This is a genomic window from Methylobacillus sp. MM3 (assembly GCF_001645185.1).
In the GTDB taxonomy this organism is placed as follows: Bacteria; Pseudomonadota; Gammaproteobacteria; order Burkholderiales; family Methylophilaceae; genus MM2.
This window is the reverse complement of sequence record NZ_LXTQ01000020.1, coordinates 266,512-282,956: the sequence shown is the minus strand read 5'-3', so window position 1 is coordinate 282,956 and position 16,445 is coordinate 266,512. Positions and strand designations below refer to the sequence as shown.

At 57.9% G+C, this 16,445-nt stretch carries 19 protein-coding genes; 1 reads left to right on the top strand and 18 read right to left on the bottom strand.

The genetic code is table 11. The features are described from left to right. Positions 1–13 precede the first annotated feature (13 nt). The 16 genes from hisC to A7976_RS08170 form a co-directional block, all read right to left on the bottom strand. Positions 14–1,075, bottom strand: a complete 1,062-nt coding sequence (gene hisC, locus A7976_RS08245; protein ID WP_067109942.1) for a histidinol-phosphate transaminase — start codon at positions 1,073–1,075, stop codon at positions 14–16. 9 nt (positions 1,076–1,084) lie between these two features. After that, the gene (hisD, locus tag A7976_RS08240; RefSeq protein WP_067110277.1) at positions 1,085–2,380 is read right to left on the bottom strand and encodes a histidinol dehydrogenase; all 1,296 of its coding nucleotides are present in this window, start codon (positions 2,378–2,380) and stop codon (positions 1,085–1,087) included. Positions 2,381–2,384: 4 nt separating this feature from the next. After that, positions 2,385–3,035 (bottom strand): ATP phosphoribosyltransferase, encoded by a 651-nt coding sequence (gene hisG / locus A7976_RS08235; protein ID WP_067109939.1) that lies wholly within the window; start codon positions 3,033–3,035, stop codon positions 2,385–2,387. Positions 3,036–3,300: 265 nt separating this feature from the next. Next, a complete protein-coding gene (gene murA, locus A7976_RS08230) occupies positions 3,301–4,566 on the bottom strand; it encodes a UDP-N-acetylglucosamine 1-carboxyvinyltransferase (RefSeq protein WP_067109936.1) in 1,266 nt (421 codons plus the stop codon). Between the two features lie 57 nt (positions 4,567–4,623). Then, on the bottom strand, positions 4,624–4,938 hold the full coding sequence (grxD, locus tag A7976_RS08225) for a Grx4 family monothiol glutaredoxin (protein ID WP_067109933.1): 315 nt from the start codon (positions 4,936–4,938) through the stop codon (positions 4,624–4,626). Positions 4,939–4,949: 11 nt separating this feature from the next. Continuing rightward, a complete protein-coding gene (locus A7976_RS08220; RefSeq protein WP_067110273.1) occupies positions 4,950–5,195 on the bottom strand; it encodes a BolA family protein in 246 nt (81 codons plus the stop codon). Between the two features lie 2 nt (positions 5,196–5,197). Beyond that, complete coding sequence (locus A7976_RS08215) at positions 5,198–5,953, bottom strand: ABC transporter permease (protein WP_067109930.1); 756 nt, start codon at positions 5,951–5,953, stop codon at positions 5,198–5,200. Beyond that, entirely contained in the window at positions 5,950–6,849 is a 900-nt protein-coding gene (locus A7976_RS08210) for an ABC transporter ATP-binding protein (RefSeq protein ID WP_082878048.1), read from the bottom strand. The genes A7976_RS08215 and A7976_RS08210 overlap by 4 nt, the downstream gene beginning before the upstream one ends. A 32-nt stretch (positions 6,850–6,881) precedes the next feature. Then, positions 6,882–7,175, bottom strand: a complete 294-nt coding sequence (locus tag A7976_RS08205; RefSeq protein WP_240483837.1) for a lipid asymmetry maintenance protein MlaB — start codon at positions 7,173–7,175, stop codon at positions 6,882–6,884. Between the two features lies 1 nt (position 7,176). Next, the gene (locus A7976_RS08200) at positions 7,177–7,815 is read right to left on the bottom strand and encodes a phospholipid-binding protein MlaC (protein ID WP_067109924.1); all 639 of its coding nucleotides are present in this window, start codon (positions 7,813–7,815) and stop codon (positions 7,177–7,179) included. Further along, a complete protein-coding gene (gene mlaD, locus A7976_RS08195; RefSeq protein ID WP_067109921.1) occupies positions 7,812–8,300 on the bottom strand; it encodes an outer membrane lipid asymmetry maintenance protein MlaD in 489 nt (162 codons plus the stop codon). Before mlaD ends, A7976_RS08200 begins: the two co-directional genes overlap by 4 nt. A 13-nt stretch (positions 8,301–8,313) precedes the next feature. Continuing rightward, a complete protein-coding gene (mlaE, locus tag A7976_RS08190; protein ID WP_067109918.1) occupies positions 8,314–9,105 on the bottom strand; it encodes a lipid asymmetry maintenance ABC transporter permease subunit MlaE in 792 nt (263 codons plus the stop codon). Next, positions 9,098–9,904 carry an ABC transporter ATP-binding protein gene (locus A7976_RS08185; RefSeq protein WP_067109915.1) on the bottom strand — a complete coding sequence of 269 codons (807 nt, stop codon included), beginning with the start codon at positions 9,902–9,904 and terminating at the stop codon, positions 9,098–9,100. Before A7976_RS08185 ends, mlaE begins: the two co-directional genes overlap by 8 nt. 81 nt (positions 9,905–9,985) lie before the next feature. After that, positions 9,986–11,131 carry a c-type cytochrome biogenesis protein CcsB gene (ccsB, locus tag A7976_RS08180; RefSeq protein WP_067109912.1) on the bottom strand — a complete coding sequence of 382 codons (1,146 nt, stop codon included), beginning with the start codon at positions 11,129–11,131 and terminating at the stop codon, positions 9,986–9,988. Between the two features lie 2 nt (positions 11,132–11,133). After that, entirely contained in the window at positions 11,134–13,053 is a 1,920-nt protein-coding gene (locus tag A7976_RS08175; RefSeq protein WP_067109909.1) for a cytochrome c biogenesis protein ResB, read from the bottom strand. A gap of 118 nt (positions 13,054–13,171) precedes the next feature. Continuing rightward, positions 13,172–13,780: a cytochrome c gene (locus A7976_RS08170; protein WP_067109906.1), complete on the bottom strand. Its 609-nt coding sequence runs from the start codon at positions 13,778–13,780 to the stop codon at positions 13,172–13,174. Positions 13,781–13,892: 112 nt separating this feature from the next. Between A7976_RS08170 and yihA the strand changes: the two genes are divergently transcribed. Further along, on the top strand, positions 13,893–14,510 hold the full coding sequence (gene yihA / locus A7976_RS08165) for a ribosome biogenesis GTP-binding protein YihA/YsxC (protein ID WP_067110268.1): 618 nt from the start codon (positions 13,893–13,895) through the stop codon (positions 14,508–14,510). A 52-nt stretch (positions 14,511–14,562) separates the two neighbouring features. On the opposite strand, the gene trmB is transcribed toward yihA, so the two are convergent. Beyond that, the gene (gene trmB / locus A7976_RS08160; RefSeq protein ID WP_067109903.1) at positions 14,563–15,234 is read right to left on the bottom strand and encodes a tRNA (guanosine(46)-N7)-methyltransferase TrmB; all 672 of its coding nucleotides are present in this window, start codon (positions 15,232–15,234) and stop codon (positions 14,563–14,565) included. A 55-nt stretch (positions 15,235–15,289) separates the two neighbouring features. Further along, positions 15,290–16,441: a class I SAM-dependent methyltransferase gene (locus A7976_RS08155; RefSeq protein WP_067109901.1), complete on the bottom strand. Its 1,152-nt coding sequence runs from the start codon at positions 16,439–16,441 to the stop codon at positions 15,290–15,292. Between the last annotated feature and the right edge of the window lie 4 nt (positions 16,442–16,445).

Here is a 16,445-nt window from a genome sequence, read left to right as displayed (position 1 = left end):
AAATGGGCTCATTCTACCGCAAAATCTCGCGCAATGCCGACACCAGCTGCTGACACTGCTCGTCAGTGCCTATCGTGATGCGCATGAACGGCGCGATGCGGGCCGGATTCTTGAAATGGCGCACGATAATGCTGCGCTCGCGCAGTGCCGCGGTCAGTTCGGCGCCATCGCGTTCCTTGTATCGGGCAAAAATGAAATTGGCGCTGGACGGCAGCACCGTAAATCCCAACGACTCCAGATCGGCAACCAGTTTCTCGCGGGTCGCCATCACCTGCCGGCGCGTCTGTTCGAAATAGGCGTGGTCTTCCATCGCCGCTGCGGCGCCGGCTTGCGCAAAGCGATCCAGCGGATAGGAATTGAAGCTGTCCTTGACGCGGACCAGCGCTTCGATCAGATCGGGATGGCCGACCGCGTAACCGACGCGCAAGCCCGCGAGCGAGCGCGCCTTGGACAAGGTATGCACCACCAGCAGTTGCGGGTACTTTTCGATCAGCGGAATCGCCGATTCGCCGCCAAAGTCGATATAAGCCTCATCCACCACCACGACCGAATCCGGATTGGCTTGCAGCAGACGTTCTATCTCGCCCAATGCCAGCAATCGTCCGGTCGGCGCATTCGGGTTGGGGAAAATGATGCCGCCGTTGGGCTGGATATAGTCGCTGACGTCGATCTCAAAGGATGCGGTCAGCGGAATCCTCTGGTATCCCACCTCATAAAGCCCGCTATACACCGGATAAAAACTGTAGGTAATATCCGGGAACAGTATGGGTTGGTCGTGCTTCAGCAGGGCCTGAAAAATATGCGCCAGCACCTCGTCGGAACCGTTGCCGACAAAGACGTTGGCTGGCTTCAGGCCGTAGTACTCGGCAATCGCGCCGCGCAAACGCTCGGAATCCGGGTCCGGATACAGACGCAGCGATTCGGCAACCTCCATTTGCAACGCTTCCAGCACTCTGGGGCTGGGCCCGTAAGGGTTCTCGTTGGTGTTGAGCTTGACCAGATTGGCGAGTTTGGGCTGTTCGCCCGGCACATAAGGCGTCAGCCGCTCGACGGTAGTGCTCCAGAACTTGCTCAAGATAGACCCTTATTTCAGTCGGTATTCGGCGGAACGGGCATGCGCCTGCAAGCCTTCGCCATATGCCAGCGTGCCGGCAATCTTGCCCAGTGTCTGCGCGCCTTCGGCCGATACCATGATCAGGCTGGAGCGCTTCTGGAAATCATATACGCCAAGCGGCGAAGAGAAGCGCGCGGTACGCGAGGTCGGCAGCACATGATTGGGGCCGGCGCAGTAATCGCCCAGAGATTCACAGGTCTGGCGGCCCATGAAGATGGCGCCGGCGTGCTTGATCTGCCTGGTCAGCGTAATCGGATCCTCGACCGACAATTCCAGGTGTTCGGGCGAAATATAGTTGGCGATTTCGGCCGCCTCGTCGAGATCGCGTACCTGAATCAGCGCGCCGCGATTCTCCAGCGAGGTGCGGATGATTTCCGCTCGCGGCATTTCCTTGATCAGTTTATCGATGCTTGCTTGCACGCGGTCGAGGAATGCGCCGTCCGGCGACAACAGGATGGCTTGCGCCAGTTCATCGTGCTCGGCTTGCGAGAACAGATCCATCGCCACCCAGTCAGGATCGGTCTTGCCGTCGCAGATAACCAGGATTTCCGACGGGCCGGCGACCATGTCGATGCCGACCACGCCGAATACGCGGCGCTTGGCCGCAGCCACATAGGCATTGCCCGGGCCGACGATCTTGTCCACTTGCGGCACGGTTTCGGTGCCGTAAGCCAGCGCGCCGACGGCTTGTGCACCGCCGATACAGAACACGCGGTCCACGCCGCAAACGGCTGCAGCGGCCAGCACCAGCGGATTTCTTTCGCCACCCGGTGTCGGGACAACCATGATCAGTTCCTGCACCCCCGCAACCTTGGCTGGGATGGCGTTCATCAACACCGAAGAGGGATAAGCTGCCTTGCCGCCGGGAACATACAGACCGACGCGGTCCAGCGCCGTCACCTGCTGGCCGAGCATGGTGCCGTCGGCTTCGGTGTAGCTCCAGGAGCTCATCAATTGCTTTTCGTGATAGATGCGCACGCGTTCTGCAGCCTGCTTGAGCGCTTCCCGTTGCTCGGTGGGCAAATTGCCCAGCGCTTCGGTCAGGCGCGCTTGCGGCAGCTCAAGATCATCCATGCGATCCGCGCTGAGGCGATCGAAGCGTTGCGTGTACTCCAGCACCGCAGCGTCGCCACGCTTTTTGACATCGTTAAGTATCCCGGCGACCACGGCATCGACCTGGTCGTCCTGAGCACCTTCGAAAGCCAGCAGTTGCTTCAGAGAAGCTTCGAAAGTGGCATCGGTCGTCGTATAGCGTCTGATTTTCAACATATTACTTTCCTGGTGTAACGGCACCGGCAAAGGCGTCAATAATGGGTTGTATCTGGCTGCGCTTCAGCTTGAGCGAAGCCTGGTTGATCACCAGACGCGAGCTGATAGGCATGATTTCTTCCACGGCCACGAGATGGTTGGCGCGCAAGGTTCCGCCGGTGCTGACGAGATCGACAATGGCATCTGCCAGACCTACCAGCGGGGCCAGTTCCATCGAACCATAAAGCTTGATCAGATCGACGTGCATGCCCTTGGCAGCGAAATGCTCGCGCGCGATTTTAGTGTACTTGGTCGCCACTTTGAGCCGTGCGCCGGGGCGCGCCACCGCAGTGTAATCGTAGCCTTCGCGCACTGCGACCATCATCTTGCAACGGGCAATCTGCAAATCCAGCGGTTGATAGAGGCCGACTCCGCCGTGTTCATACAGCACGTCCTTGCCTGCAATGCCGAGATCGGCGCCGCCGTTCTCGACATAGGTCGGCACATCGCTGGCACGCACGATAATCAGCCGTACGTCATCCCGATTGGTGCCGATGATGAGCTTGCGCGAAGATTCCGGATCTTCGGCTGGCACGATCCCGGCAGCCTGCAGCAAAGGCACGGTTTCTTCGAAGATACGGCCTTTTGATAAGGCGATAGTGATCTGACTCATTTAGAGGGCGTGCTCGCATTAATTTCGCGTCTGCCACGGGGGCGATTTGGGATGCCCTCCGCGACGCAAGACGCGACGTTGTACCGCCCACAACGAGCGGCTTGCAACAAAGGAGGGCGCCCAAACCGCCCCCGTCCCGAAGGGTTGTAGCGAGAAAGCAGCGTCTGCGGCGTTGCGCAGCTCGCGAATGGAATGACCATTCGCTGCGCTCCGCGCCTTGCATCCACCGCCCTCTCGCTACAACGCAGACGTGAAATTAATGCGATCACGCCCTCACCCTTCTGACAATGGCGCCCAGCTGCGACAACTTTTGTTCGAGATGCTCGTAGCCGCGGTCGAGGTGGTAAATGCGCTCGATGGTTGTTTCGCCCTCGGCGACGAGGCCGGCCAGCACTAGCCCGGCGGAGGCTCGCAGGTCGGTCGCCATGACGGTCGCGCCTTCGAGTTGGGCAACCCCTCTCACAAACGCGGTATTGCCATCGATCTGGATGTCAGCACCCAGGCGTTGCAACTCGACGGCATGCATGAAGCGATTTTCGAATATGGTTTCGCGAATCACGGCCGTGCCTTCGGCCACCGTATTGATGGTCATGAACTGTGCTTGCATGTCGGTGGGAAAGGCCGGATACGGCGCGGTGCGGATCGACACCGCGGTCAGCTTTTTCGGTGCGCGCAGCGTGATCGCCTCGAACTGCGGCGATTTTTCACCGCTGATTTCGCAGCCAGCGTCCATCAGTTTGTCCACGACCGAATCCAGATAGCCCATGGATGTACCGGTCAGGCGAATTTCGCCGCCGGTAATGGCGGCGGCACAAAGGTAAGTCCCGGTTTCGATGCGGTCAGGCATGATGCGGTGCGTCGCACCGTGCAGGCGTTCGACCCCCTGGATGCGTATGACATCCGTGCCGGCGCCGCTGATACGTGCGCCCATCGCGGACAGGCATTGCGCCAGATCGACCACTTCCGGCTCGCGCGCGGCGTTTTCGATCACGGTTTCGCCGTCGGCGAGGCAAGCCGCCATCATCAGATTCTCGGTGCCGGTCACCGTCACCATGTCGGTGAACAGGCGCGCGCCCTTCAGTCGGCCGACCTTGGCATTGACGTAGCCGTGCTCGACCTTGACCTCGGCGCCCATCGACTGCAGGCCCTTGATGTGCTGATCGACCGGACGGGCGCCGATGGCGCAGCCGCCAGGCAGGCTGACATGCGCCTCGCCACAGCGAGCCACCAGAGGACCCAGCACCAGCACCGCGGCACGCATGGTTTTCACCATTTCGTAAGGGGCGGTGGGGTTATTAAGGCCGGATGCGTCCAGCGTCACCGTATCGCCCGACTGCGCGACCTTGACGCCCATCTGCTCCAGCAGCCGGAGCATCGTCTGGATGTCGTTGAGATCGGGCACATTGGTCAGCGTGAGCGGTTCGCTCGTCAGCAACGCTGAACACAGAATCGGCAGCGCGGCATTCTTGGCGCCGGAAATACGCACTTCCCCTTTGAGCGGCTGGCCGCCCTGGATCACTAATTTGTCCATAAAGCCGTCTAGCTTCCGTCCCTAATCTTTAAGTTTTAATTATGAAGCGCGATGCGCTCAAGCCGCTTTCGGCAGCATCTTTTGCAGTTCGCCGTTCTGATACATCTCGCGCATGATGTCAGCGCCGCCGACAAACTCGCCATTGATGTAAAGCTGCGGAATGGTTGGCCAGTTGGCATAGGTCTTGATGCCCTCGCGGATTTCAGGATCGCTCAGTACGTCCACCGAAACATAATTGTTGACGCCACACGCCTTGAGAATCTGCGCTGCCACGCTCGAAAAACCGCACTGGGGAAACTGCGGCGTCCCCTTCATGTAAAGCACGACCGGGTTTGCGGTCACTTGTGCTCGAATCTTTTCCTGTGCATCCATGATGTTCTCCATTAATCGTTAACTGACGCCCACGTTTCGGGCGTAAACGTGCGCAGTGAAAGCGCGTGTATTTCCTGCCTCATCCGGTCGCCCAGCGCCCGATAAACCAACTGGTGCTGCTGGACCATATTCTTGCCGACAAATTCAGGGCTGACGACGACAGCCTCGAAGTGCTGGCCGTCTTCCCCTTGCACCTCGACATGGTCGCATGCGAGGCCTTGCTGTATGTATTCCTGGACCTGTCTTGCACTTAACATCATCAACCCCGCAATTTATAGCCGCTCTTGAGCAGGCGTAAAGTAATCCATGATAAGGCCAAAAAGCTTACTCCGACAACGGTCAGGCTGATTTCCGGCGCAATATCGCCCTGGCCGAAAAAGCCGTGACGGAATCCGTCTATCATGTAAAAGAACGGATTGAGATGGGACACTTTTTGCCAGAACGGCGGCAACGAATGTATCGAGTAAAACACGCCCGATAAAAAGGATAGCGGCATGATGATGAAGTTCTGGAACGCTGCCATCTGATCGAATTTCTCGGCCCAGATACCGGCAATGATGCCGAGCGTGCCCAGCAAACCGCCACCCAGCACCGCGAACGTGAGGATCAGCAACGGCTGCGCCACCGGCAAGTCAACAAAGAACAGGGCGACCAGCCACACGCTCGCTCCCACCACCAGGCCACGAATGATCGCCGCCAACAGGAAAGCCAGAAAAAACTGCCGATAGGACAGCGGCGTCAGCAATAGAAACACGATATTGCCCATCACCTTGGACTGGATCAGACTGGATGAGCTATTGGCGAACGCATTCTGCAACAGCGACATCATCATCAGCCCCGGGATCAGGAAGGCAGTGTAGGTGACCCCTTCATATACCTGGACATGCGACGCCAGCACATGTGAAAAGATCAGCAGATACAGCAGCGCGGTAATCACCGGCGCGGCCACGGTCTGAAAACTCACCTTCCAGAAACGCAGGATTTCCTTTTTGAACAAGGTCCACATGCCGGTCATTGGCGGACGATCTCCATAAACACATCCTCCAGATCGACCTCAATCAGCTCCATGTCCTCGACCTTGATGTCGGCGTTGCGCAATTCCGACAGGACGAATTCGATCTGCGCGACTTCCGGCAGTGCGAAGGTGTAGTGCCCCTCATCCTGCGACCGCAGCAGGGGCGTCAATGACGCCGGAAGCGAAGTGGCCGCGAGACGCAGGCGCAAATTCTTGCCCGGTATGCGGTTAAGCAAATTGTGCGTACTGTCCAGCGCCACCACCTTGCCCTGCTTCAGCATCGCCACGCGCGAGCACAGGGTTTCTGCCTCTTCGAGGTAGTGCGTGGTCAGAATGATGGTGTGGCCTTCACGATTGAGGCGCTTGATGAATTCCCATAGCATTTGTCGCAACTCGACGTCCACACCAGCGGTCGGCTCATCCAGCACCACGACGGGCGGCTTGTGCGCCAAGGCCTGGGCAATCAGCGCACGACGCTTCATGCCGCCGGAAAGCCGGCGCATGTTGGTATAAGCCTTGTCGGTCAGCCCAAGCGACTCGATCACCTCATCCACCCAGGCGTCGTTTTCCTTGCCGAGGCCGAAATAACCGGCCTGAAAGCGCAGCATTTCCCGTACATTGAAAAAAGGGTCGAATACCAGTTCCTGCGGCACGACACCCAGCAAACGGCGTGCACTCTGATAATCGTTGACCACGTCATGCCCCATGACGCTGAGCTTGCCGCTGGTCGGGCGCAATAATCCGGCGAGCAGATTGATCAATGTCGATTTTCCCGCTCCGTTCGGCCCCAGCAGCGCAAAAAACTCGCCCTGGGCGATAGTCAAATCGATGCCCCTCAGCGCTTCGAAAGCGCCGAATGATTTATGGACCTGATCGATCTGGATCGCGGGAGTCATGGGTATAAAAAAGAACTAAGGCGCAATGCGCCTCAGTGGTGATGCTGGGGAATAAGATCAAGGACGCCGTAGAGCGTCGCCATGTTGACCAGATTGGGCGGCAGATTGACGAAAGTCAGGCTGATATTGCGGCTGTGCGCCTGTCGTAGCCATTCGAACATCAGGCTGACCGCCGTCGAGTCGACCTCGGTCACGCCGGAGAGATCCATCTCCAGATTGGCCGAGGTAAAGGCTGCCTCACTTTCGTCCAGCACGGCATTGACGTTTTCCAACGTCATTGCCCCGCTGATGCGCAGCGTGCTGCCCTGTGATTCGATAAACGGCAACTCAGCCCTGCTTTCTGTCGCTTGCAGCGGATGAGGATGGTTGCTTGTTCTTGTCTGCAAGACGCTGGATCAAACCATCCATGCCGGACTGACGAACCTCGGAGGAGAACTGTCCACGGTAGTTGGTCACCAGACTGACGCCTTCGATCACCACGTCATAAACCTTCCAGCCATCTTCTTTTTTGACCAGGCTGTAATCGATGGGTAGCGGCTGGCTGCCCGGCTGCACGATTTGCGTGCGAACCGTTACATCGGTGTCACTCGGCTGGGCGCGCATCGGCTTGTACTCGATAGCCTGATTGCGATACTTGGTCAGCGCCGAAGCATAGGTGCGAATCAGCAGCGAGCGGAACTCGTTGACGAACTGCTGCTGCTGTTCCTTGGTGGCACGATTCCAGTGCTTGCCGAGGACCATGCGCGACATGCGTTCGAAATCGAAATGCGGCAGGATTTTCTCTTCAGCAAGCGCAGAAATCTTGCGCATATCGCCACTCTGGATGTCCTTATCCTTCCGGATGATTTCAAGAACGTCGTTGGCCGTGTTCTTGACCAGTACATCCGGTGCCACGTCTTCCGCCGTTGCCACATTGACAAGCAGCATGGTCGCGATGCCGGCCATTAAATTAACCATGAATTTCATTGAGCTGTCTCCGTCTCTTTCTTTTCGCCGCCTTCGGATGCCTTGTTATAAAGAAACTGGCTGATCATTTTTTCGAGCACCACGGCGTCCTGCGTATGCGTGATTTTATCACCATTCTTTAACACGACTTCATCACCCCCCGCATCGAGGCCGACATATTGCTCGCCCAGCAGTCCGGACGTATAGATATTGGCGAACGTGTCTTTCGGGAAATTGTAGTGCTTGTCTATCTTCAGAGTAACCAGCGCCTCAAAGGTTTCATTGTCGAACTGGATGTTATCCACGCGCCCGACCACGACACCTGCGCTCTTTACCGGAGCGCGGCTCTTCAGCCCGCCGATATTCTCAAAAGCGGCGGTCACGGTATAGGTCTCGCCGATCGGGTTGGAAGTCAGGTTGCCTACCTTCATCGCCAGGCCGATCAGCGCCGCGACCCCCGCCGCGACGAAGATGCCGACCCATAAATCCAGAGTTGTTCTATCCATTCTTTTAATCTCCTCAAACGCTGATCATGAACGACGTCAGCACAAAATCCAGGCCCAGTACCGCCAGTGAGGAATTCACCACGGTACGGGTTGTCGCGCGGCTCACGCCTTCGGCCGTCGGCGGAGCATCGTAACCCTCGAACAGCGCGATGATGGTACAGGCAATGCCAAAAACGAAGCTCTTGATAACGCCGTTGACGATATCCTCACGGAAATCCACATTGGCTTGCATCTGCGACCAGAAGGCGCCTTCGTCGATGCCAAGCAGCGGCACCGCTACCAGATAACCGCCAAACACGCCCATCATCGAAAACAGCGCCGCCAGCAAAGGCATCGAAATCACACCGGCCCAGAAACGCGGTGCAACCACGCGCGCAATCGGGTTGACCGCCATCATTTCCATCGCGGAAAGTTGCTCGGTAGCCCGCATCAAACCGATTTCAGCAGTAATTGCAGTACCGGCACGGCCTGCGAACAGCAACGCGGTGACCACCGGCCCCAGTTCGCGCACCAGCGACAACGCCACCAGCACGCCGATCGCCTCGGAAGAACCGTACTTCTGCAGCGTGTTGTAGCCCTGCAGGCCCAGCACCATACCGACGAATAGCGCAGACACCAGAATGATGATCAGCGACAGCACGCCGGTGAAATATATTTCGCGTATCGTCAGGCCGAAGCGGCGCAGGCTTTCGCCGGAAAGCACCAGCGTTTGCAGGAAGAAGCGCGCCGCACAACCGAGGCGCCAGATGCGATCGATCACGCGATGGCCGATGCCGCGCAGCGATTTGACCAAGTGGTTAAACATTGGCACCTCGCAGCATATCCTGGCGGTAATCCGGTGCAGCATAGTGGAATGGCACCGGACCGTCCGCTTCGCCATGCACGAACTGGTGCACGAAAGGCATTTCGGAGCAGCGCAATTCTTCCGGCGTACCTTCCGCAACGACGACGCCTGCCGAAACGAAATAGACGTAATCGACAAACAGGAACGCTTCGTGCACATCGTGCGTCACCACGATGGAGGTAGCGCCGAGCGCGTCATTGAGGCTGCGAATCAGGTTGACGATCACGCCCATCGAAATCGGGTCGAGACCCGCAAACGGCTCGTCGTACATGATGATGGAGGGGTCGAGCGCCACGGCCCGCGCCAGGGCGACACGACGCGCCATGCCGCCGGAAAGCTCGGAAGGCATCAGGTCGCGCGCGCCGCGCAATCCGACTGCGTTCAGCTTGAGCAATACCAGATCGCGGATCACGGACTCCGGCAAGTTGGTATGTTCGCGCATCGGGAAGGCCACATTGTCGAATACCGAAAGGTCGGTAAACAATGCGCCGAACTGGAAAAGCATGCCCATCTTGCGCCGCAATTGGTAAATTCCGGCGCGATCCTGTTCATGCACCACCTTCCCGCCAACGCGCACTTCGCCGGCACTCGGCTTCAACTGCCCGCCGATCAGTCGCAGCAGCGTGGTTTTACCCGAGCCGGAGCCGCCCATGATCGCTACAACCTTGCCGCGCGGGAAACGCATGTTGATTCCCTTGTGCAGCAACCGGTTGTTGTACGAGAAGGAAAGATTGTTTATTTCGACGATATTATCAGTCATAAGCGGGGCATTCTAATGCAAATCAGAATGCCGCGTCTAACGGGTTAAGCGTAATACGCATCCTGAATGACTGTTATTCGACTATAGCTCGCCGTAGGAATGTAGCCCTGACAGGAACATGTTCACGCCGAGGAAAGCGAATGTCGTCACCAGCAATCCGACCAACGCCCACCAGGCCAGAACCGGTCCGCGCAGCCCCTTCACCAGCCGCAAATGCAGCCAGGCGGCATAATTCAGCCAGACGATCAGCGCCCAGGTTTCCTTGGGATCCCAGGACCAGTAACCGCCCCAGGCTTCCGCCGCCCACATCGCACCCAGGATGGTGGCAATGGTGAAAAATGCGAAGCCGACCGCGATGGATTTGTACATCAGGTCGTCCAGCACATCGAGCTTGGGCAAGCGCGTTGCCAGTATGCCGCGTGCGGCCAGAATGTAGGCTCCGCCAACCATGGCTGCAAGCGAGAAAGAGCCATAACCGATGAAGTTGGCCGGTACGTGAATTTTCATCCAGTATGATTGCAGGGCGGGAACCAGCGGCTGGATGCCCTGCGCCTCGCGATCAAAGGTGTACCAGAGAATGAAACCGACCGCCGCACTGACCACCAGCAACACGAAGGCGCCCAGCTGACGCGTATCGTAGAATTTTTCGTAATAAAGATAGATCAGCGCGGTAATCAGGCAGAACAGCACGAATACTTCGTACAGGTTGCTGATCGGGATATGCCCGACATCTGGCGCGATCAAATAGGATTCGTACCAGCGCACCATGAGGCCGACAAACCCCATCAGTACGGCAGTCCAGGTCAAACCCGACGCCACCTTGCCGGCAAAGTCCGACCGGGACAGCAACGCAAGCCAGTACGTTGCGGTCGCCATCACGAACAGTACATTCATCCACATGATCGCGGATTGGCTGGACACCAGGTATTTGAGGAAGAATGCCTGATCTGCCCGCACCAACTCGCCGTGATATTGGCTGATGCCGAACAGACTGACCGCAGCGATACCGACAATCAACAGGCGCATCGGCTTGAAATACCAACCCAGCCAGCCGAAGCCAGGCACCGCGGCAAACAGGAAGCCCTTTTCGTAAACATCCATGTATTCGGCATACTGACTGTACGCAAAGGCAGCGCCGGCCAGCAACAACAATAAAAACGCCCAGTCCGCCCAGGTCAGGCGCTTCAGGAAAGGGGCCGGTGCATCATGGCTGAGTATCGATTCCATCTTTATCCTTTAAACAACGTTTGCAGTTGCTCGCTGTGACGCGTGTATTCAAATTCGAAATCGCGATTCTTCCGGTTGGAAGACATGGCGAAGAGCACGCTTTGCGACCCCGGTTTGACCAGAAGCCATATTCTTCGTTCGCGCAGGTAAATCATCGCGAAAATACCCAGCACCAGCAGCACCGAACCGCCATACACGAGATTCTTGCCAGGCGAACGCGTCAACTGGAAGCCGCTGGCCTGTAGCTGTTCGAACTGAGTCATTTCGAGATAGAACGGCGTACCGTAAAAAAACACGTCGCTCATCGAATTAAGGGTTTCGTGCACGAACTGCTGCGTGGATTCATCCGGCTGCGGCACAGGCAGGCCGGCGCGCTCGCGGCTCAAAACCAGGCCTTCGTAAGCGGCATTGGCGATAATCTTGAGATAGGTCATCGCGGCTTTTTCCCGCTCTTTTTCCGGCACCGATTCTTCGATCAGCTTGGCCACCTGCGTATAGCCGCCCTCGGAGAACGCCTGCAACAGCCGCACCGTGCTGCCCTCGAACTTGCCGCGCAGCTCCGCGTTGGCCTCTTGCCCCTGCAACGCCTTGGACGAAAGCCTTCTGGCCATTTCCGGCGCAAGTCCGGCGTCAAACATGACTGCGCGCAGACGCATGAAATCGCCGAGCGAATTCTCGCCATCCGCAGGAATTCGCAAATAGCTGAAATCCTCGTTCTGCGACGCACGGACACCGGATACGAAGTAAGGCCGACCGCCTATCGTCAGCGGCTGCATGTAATTGATGTATTCGCGCGCCTGACCTTGCACGTCGCGCACCTTGAAGGTAACGCTGGGGCCGACGTTGCGCGGCTTGCCCTTGCCGTCGGCGCTCAGATTAAGAATGTTAAAGAGCCGGAAATCGTCCAGTTCGATGGTCAGCGCATCCTGACCTTCGCCTTGCGTCAGATTGTCGAACACGCGCCCTTTAATGGTTGCAGGCTCATGGCCCGCACCGCGTAGCGGCCAGACATTGAAACCCATGCGAGACCCGCCATCCTGGAAGTCCGACTGGTAAATCGCGACACCTTTATATATCAGCGGATGGTTGACGCGTATGGTTGCCTTCAGCGGTCCCTTGAGATCCTTGTCCTGAATTTCCACATCGCTCTCAAAGGATTTGGGCTGGCCTGTCGCGTAATGTTCAATGCGAAAATCCTTGAGCACAACCGAGAATGGCAGCTCCTGAACCAGATAACCGTCGCGCACGCGCATGAAAGCGACATTGCCTTGCGCGCCTTCCGGAAGCGTCATGTTGGCTCGGAAAGAAAGATTGGCGGTCGAGAGACGGCTCTTTTCCGGCACTTCCGTTTCGGGAATATCGCGCGACTCGACAGCTTTGTAGCCGAGCAGCTCCTGCACTTTCAACGGCACATTGCCGTCCATCAGCCCGCCGATGCAGATGACGACGATCGCGGAATGCGTGAGGATATAGCCAAGACGCTGATAACTTCCGGCCTTGGCGGCAAGCAAGGTGCTGCCGTCGGACTGTGGCACGGTGCGGAACCGGAATCCGCGCGCGCTCAGGAATACACCCAGCCGCTTGATGACATCTTCTGGCGAGGCGGAAAAGAAATATTCGTTCTTGTGATTGAAACTGCGCAGCGATTTTTCGGTGGCATGCTCACGGAAGGTGCGCAGCTCGTGCAGCATCGAGGGGGTATTACGATAGATGCAGAGGCTGGTGGAAAGCACCAGGAACACCAGAATCAGCAGAAACCAGGCCGTGTGGTAAACGTCATACAACCCCAGCATCTCGAACATGCCGAACCAGAACTGGCCGAACTGCACGACATAATTCGGATATGGCTCGTTCTGCTTGAGCACGGTACCGATAATGGAAGCGATGCCCAGCACTGTCAGCAGGCTGATCGCAAAACGCATCGAGCTCAATAGCTCGTAGAGCGCACGGGAAGTAGAGAGATTAGGGTTTTTCACTATTTTTAAATAACTTGGGGGCGGCAGACGCCACCCCCAGTCAACGCATGAGAAGTGAAAAGGATTACTTCAGACCTTGAATGTAATCGGCGACTGCTGCGATTTCACTATCCGACAGCTTGCCGGCAATGATGCGCATCATCTGCGCCGCATCGTTGGCACGCTCTCCAGAACGGAAAATCTTCAACTGATTCGTCGTATATTCTGCATGCTGCCCTGCGAGGCGCGGAAAATTCACAGGAATGCCGGAGCCCGTCGGGCCATGGCAGCTGGCGCAGGCAGGAACGCCAGCATTGGGCAGACCGCCGCGATAGATTTTTTCGCCCAGCGAGCCGGCGCCGTTGGTCTTGGCCGCGCCGCCGTTAGCCTTCTGCGAACCGAAATAAGCGCCCAGGTTGGCCATGTCTTCATCGGTCAGATTCGCGACCATGCCGGACATCACCGCATTCTGGCGTTCGCCCGACTTGAAATTCTTGAGCTGCTTGGTGAGATACTCCGGATGTTGTGCGGCCAGTTTGGGATTCATCGTGATGACGCTATTACCGTCCGCACCATGGCAGGCGACGCACACCGTAGTGGCAATGGTGGAACCCTTCGTGGCATCACCAGCCGCATGGACGCTGGTTGCGCCGATCAAACCTACCGCCAATGCAGCAAAAACTCGGAAACTCATTGAATACTCCTCGAATAACTCTGACTGTGACGGCCTCGGGCCGGAATGTGCAGCATTTTATCCAAATTCAGGATATCGTGATAGCATTTTGCCGTTCCCCGAAAGCCTCGATATGCCCCTGTTCCAAAACGCCGAATTCTTCATTTCCGCACATCAGTTGCGCGACCTCCCCCCGGCTACGGGTATCGAAATCGCTTTCGCCGGCCGCTCGAATGCCGGCAAGTCGAGCGCCATCAACACGCTCGCGAATCACAACCGCCTGGCTTACGTCAGCAAACAGCCCGGCCGCACGCAACTGATCAATTTCTTCAGCCTGGGGCAAGACCGCTACCTGGTCGACCTTCCCGGCTACGGCTACGCCAAGGTACCGGAGGCCATGCGCAAGCACTGGCAACTGGTCCTCGCGGCTTACCTGTCGCAACGCTTCAGTCTGCACGGTCTGGTGCTGGTCATGGACTCCCGGCATCCGCTGACTCCGCTAGACCGCCAAATGCTCGACTGGTTCGGCCCGACCGGCAAGCCTATCCATGTGCTACTGACAAAATCGGACAAGCTCTCGCGCAGCGAAGCAATGAAAACGCTGAATGCCGTGCGCAAGGAGTTGCAGGAAGCCTGGGGAAACTGCACGGTTCAGCTGTTTTCGAGCCTGAAGAAACAAGGCGTGGAAGAAGCTGAAAAGATCATCGGCGCATGGCTGAATCCGCCAGTGGAAGAGGCGCCGGAAGAATAGTTGCGTCCATCCGTAGCAGAACCAGCGCCGTTCGAATAATGAACCGGGAGCGCTACTTCCGGGTGAAGATCAAATCCCAAACGCCATGCCCCAGATTCAGCCCGCGCTGTTCGAACTTGGTCAGCGGGCGATACTCCGGCCGAGGCGCGTAATCCGCAACGGTATTGGCAAGCTTCGACTCCGCGCGCAGTACCTCCAGCGTCCATTGCGCATACTCCTCCCAATCTGTCGCGAAATGCAGATAGCCGCCCGGCTTCAGCTTGCTGCACAATAACGCGACAAATTCCGCCTGAAGCAGCCTGCGCTTGTGATGCCGCTTTTTCGGCCACGGGTCGGGGAAGAAGATATGCACGCCGTCGAGCGATGCATCGGTAATCATGTGACGTAACACCTCCACCGCATCGTGCTGGATGACACGCAGATTGGTGAGCTCCTGCTCTTCCATCAGCTTGAGCAGATTCCCCACGCCCGGCGTGTGCACCTCGATACCCAGATAATCCTTGTCGGGATTGGCAGCGGCGATTTGCGCGGTGGCGGCGCCCATGCCGAAACCGATTTCCAGGATTTTCGGCGCCTGTCTGCCGAATGCATGCTCGAGATCGAGCGATTCAGCCGCATATGAAACGCCGTAAACCGGCAGCAGGGTCTCCACCGCGCGCTGCTGCGCGGGCGTCAGACGTCCCTGGCGCAAGACGAAGCTGCGGATGGCGCGGTGATTTTCCATGTCGGGGTTCCAGCGGAGAAGAAAGGGGCGGATTATACCCGAGCGGCTTTGAGCGTTATAACGTGTGCCGCTTGTCGCCCCGGGCAAACCCGAGCAGCGGTTCGCTCAACCCTTTGCTCAGCGCAATCACCTTGAACAACTCGCCCATTTCCGCCGGCGAGATCAGTTTTTGCGCCTCGGCAGCCAAAGGAAAATAGGCCGCCGCATCGCCCGGCGAAACTTGCGCAAGCACATCGGTTATTCCACTATTGATCAGGAATTGCGCCTGCGAAACGTAACCCGACACTTGCATGCCATGCGCCACACCCGCTTCGGCGACGGAGGTGAAATCGACGTGCGCGGTAATGTCCTGCAAGCCGGGATATAGCAATGGGTCGTCGTGCGCATGGTGGCGGTAGTGGCACATCAGCGTGCCGCCGCTGCGTTGTGGATGGTAGTACTCGCGCCGCGGGAAGCCGTAATCGATGAGCACTAGTGCGCCCTGCTTCAGCCTCTCGGCAAGAGTGGCGATCAGCGCAGGCGCGGCCAGGCAGATTTCGGTCATGTATCCGTGGGGCAACGCGAGCGCGCGGGCTGCGTCGGCCAATGGGCCAGTAGCCGGCCGCTCGCTCCACATGAAAGCCGCGTCTTCAATACCCACTCCCCGTTCGTAAAAGCCATCCTCCCGGTGCGCCACAAGGTGCACCGGCAACGCGTCCAGCACTTCATTGCCGAGCATGCAGCCGGTGAAATCGGCAGGTAAGGCATCCAGCCACTCCACGCGCGACGCCAATGCCTCAGGCAACTCGCGCAAGACGGTTTCCTGTTGCACGGCTCGCAAGTGGGCGCTGACTTCGAGAATGAAATAGCGCCCCGGAAGTGCGTTTATCCGCTGCAATTCCGCAAGCAATTGCACCGCCAGACGACCAGTGCCGGCGCCGAGTTCCATGATATCGCCATCGCTTGCTCTGACGACTTGCGCCACTTGCCGCGCCAGCGTGCGGCCGAATAACGAGGAGATTTCCGGTGCGGTGACGAAGTCGCCGCCGGAGCCGAATTTCTGCATGCCGGCGCTGTAGTAGCCCAATCCGGGCGCGTACAAGGCCATTTCCATGAAGCGGGAAAAACCGACCCAGCCGCCGGACACGGCAATTTCGGCACGGATGGCAGCGGCAACAGCAGCGCTATGCGCAAGCTGCTCTGTGGAAGGCAAGGGTAGGGATATCATCTGA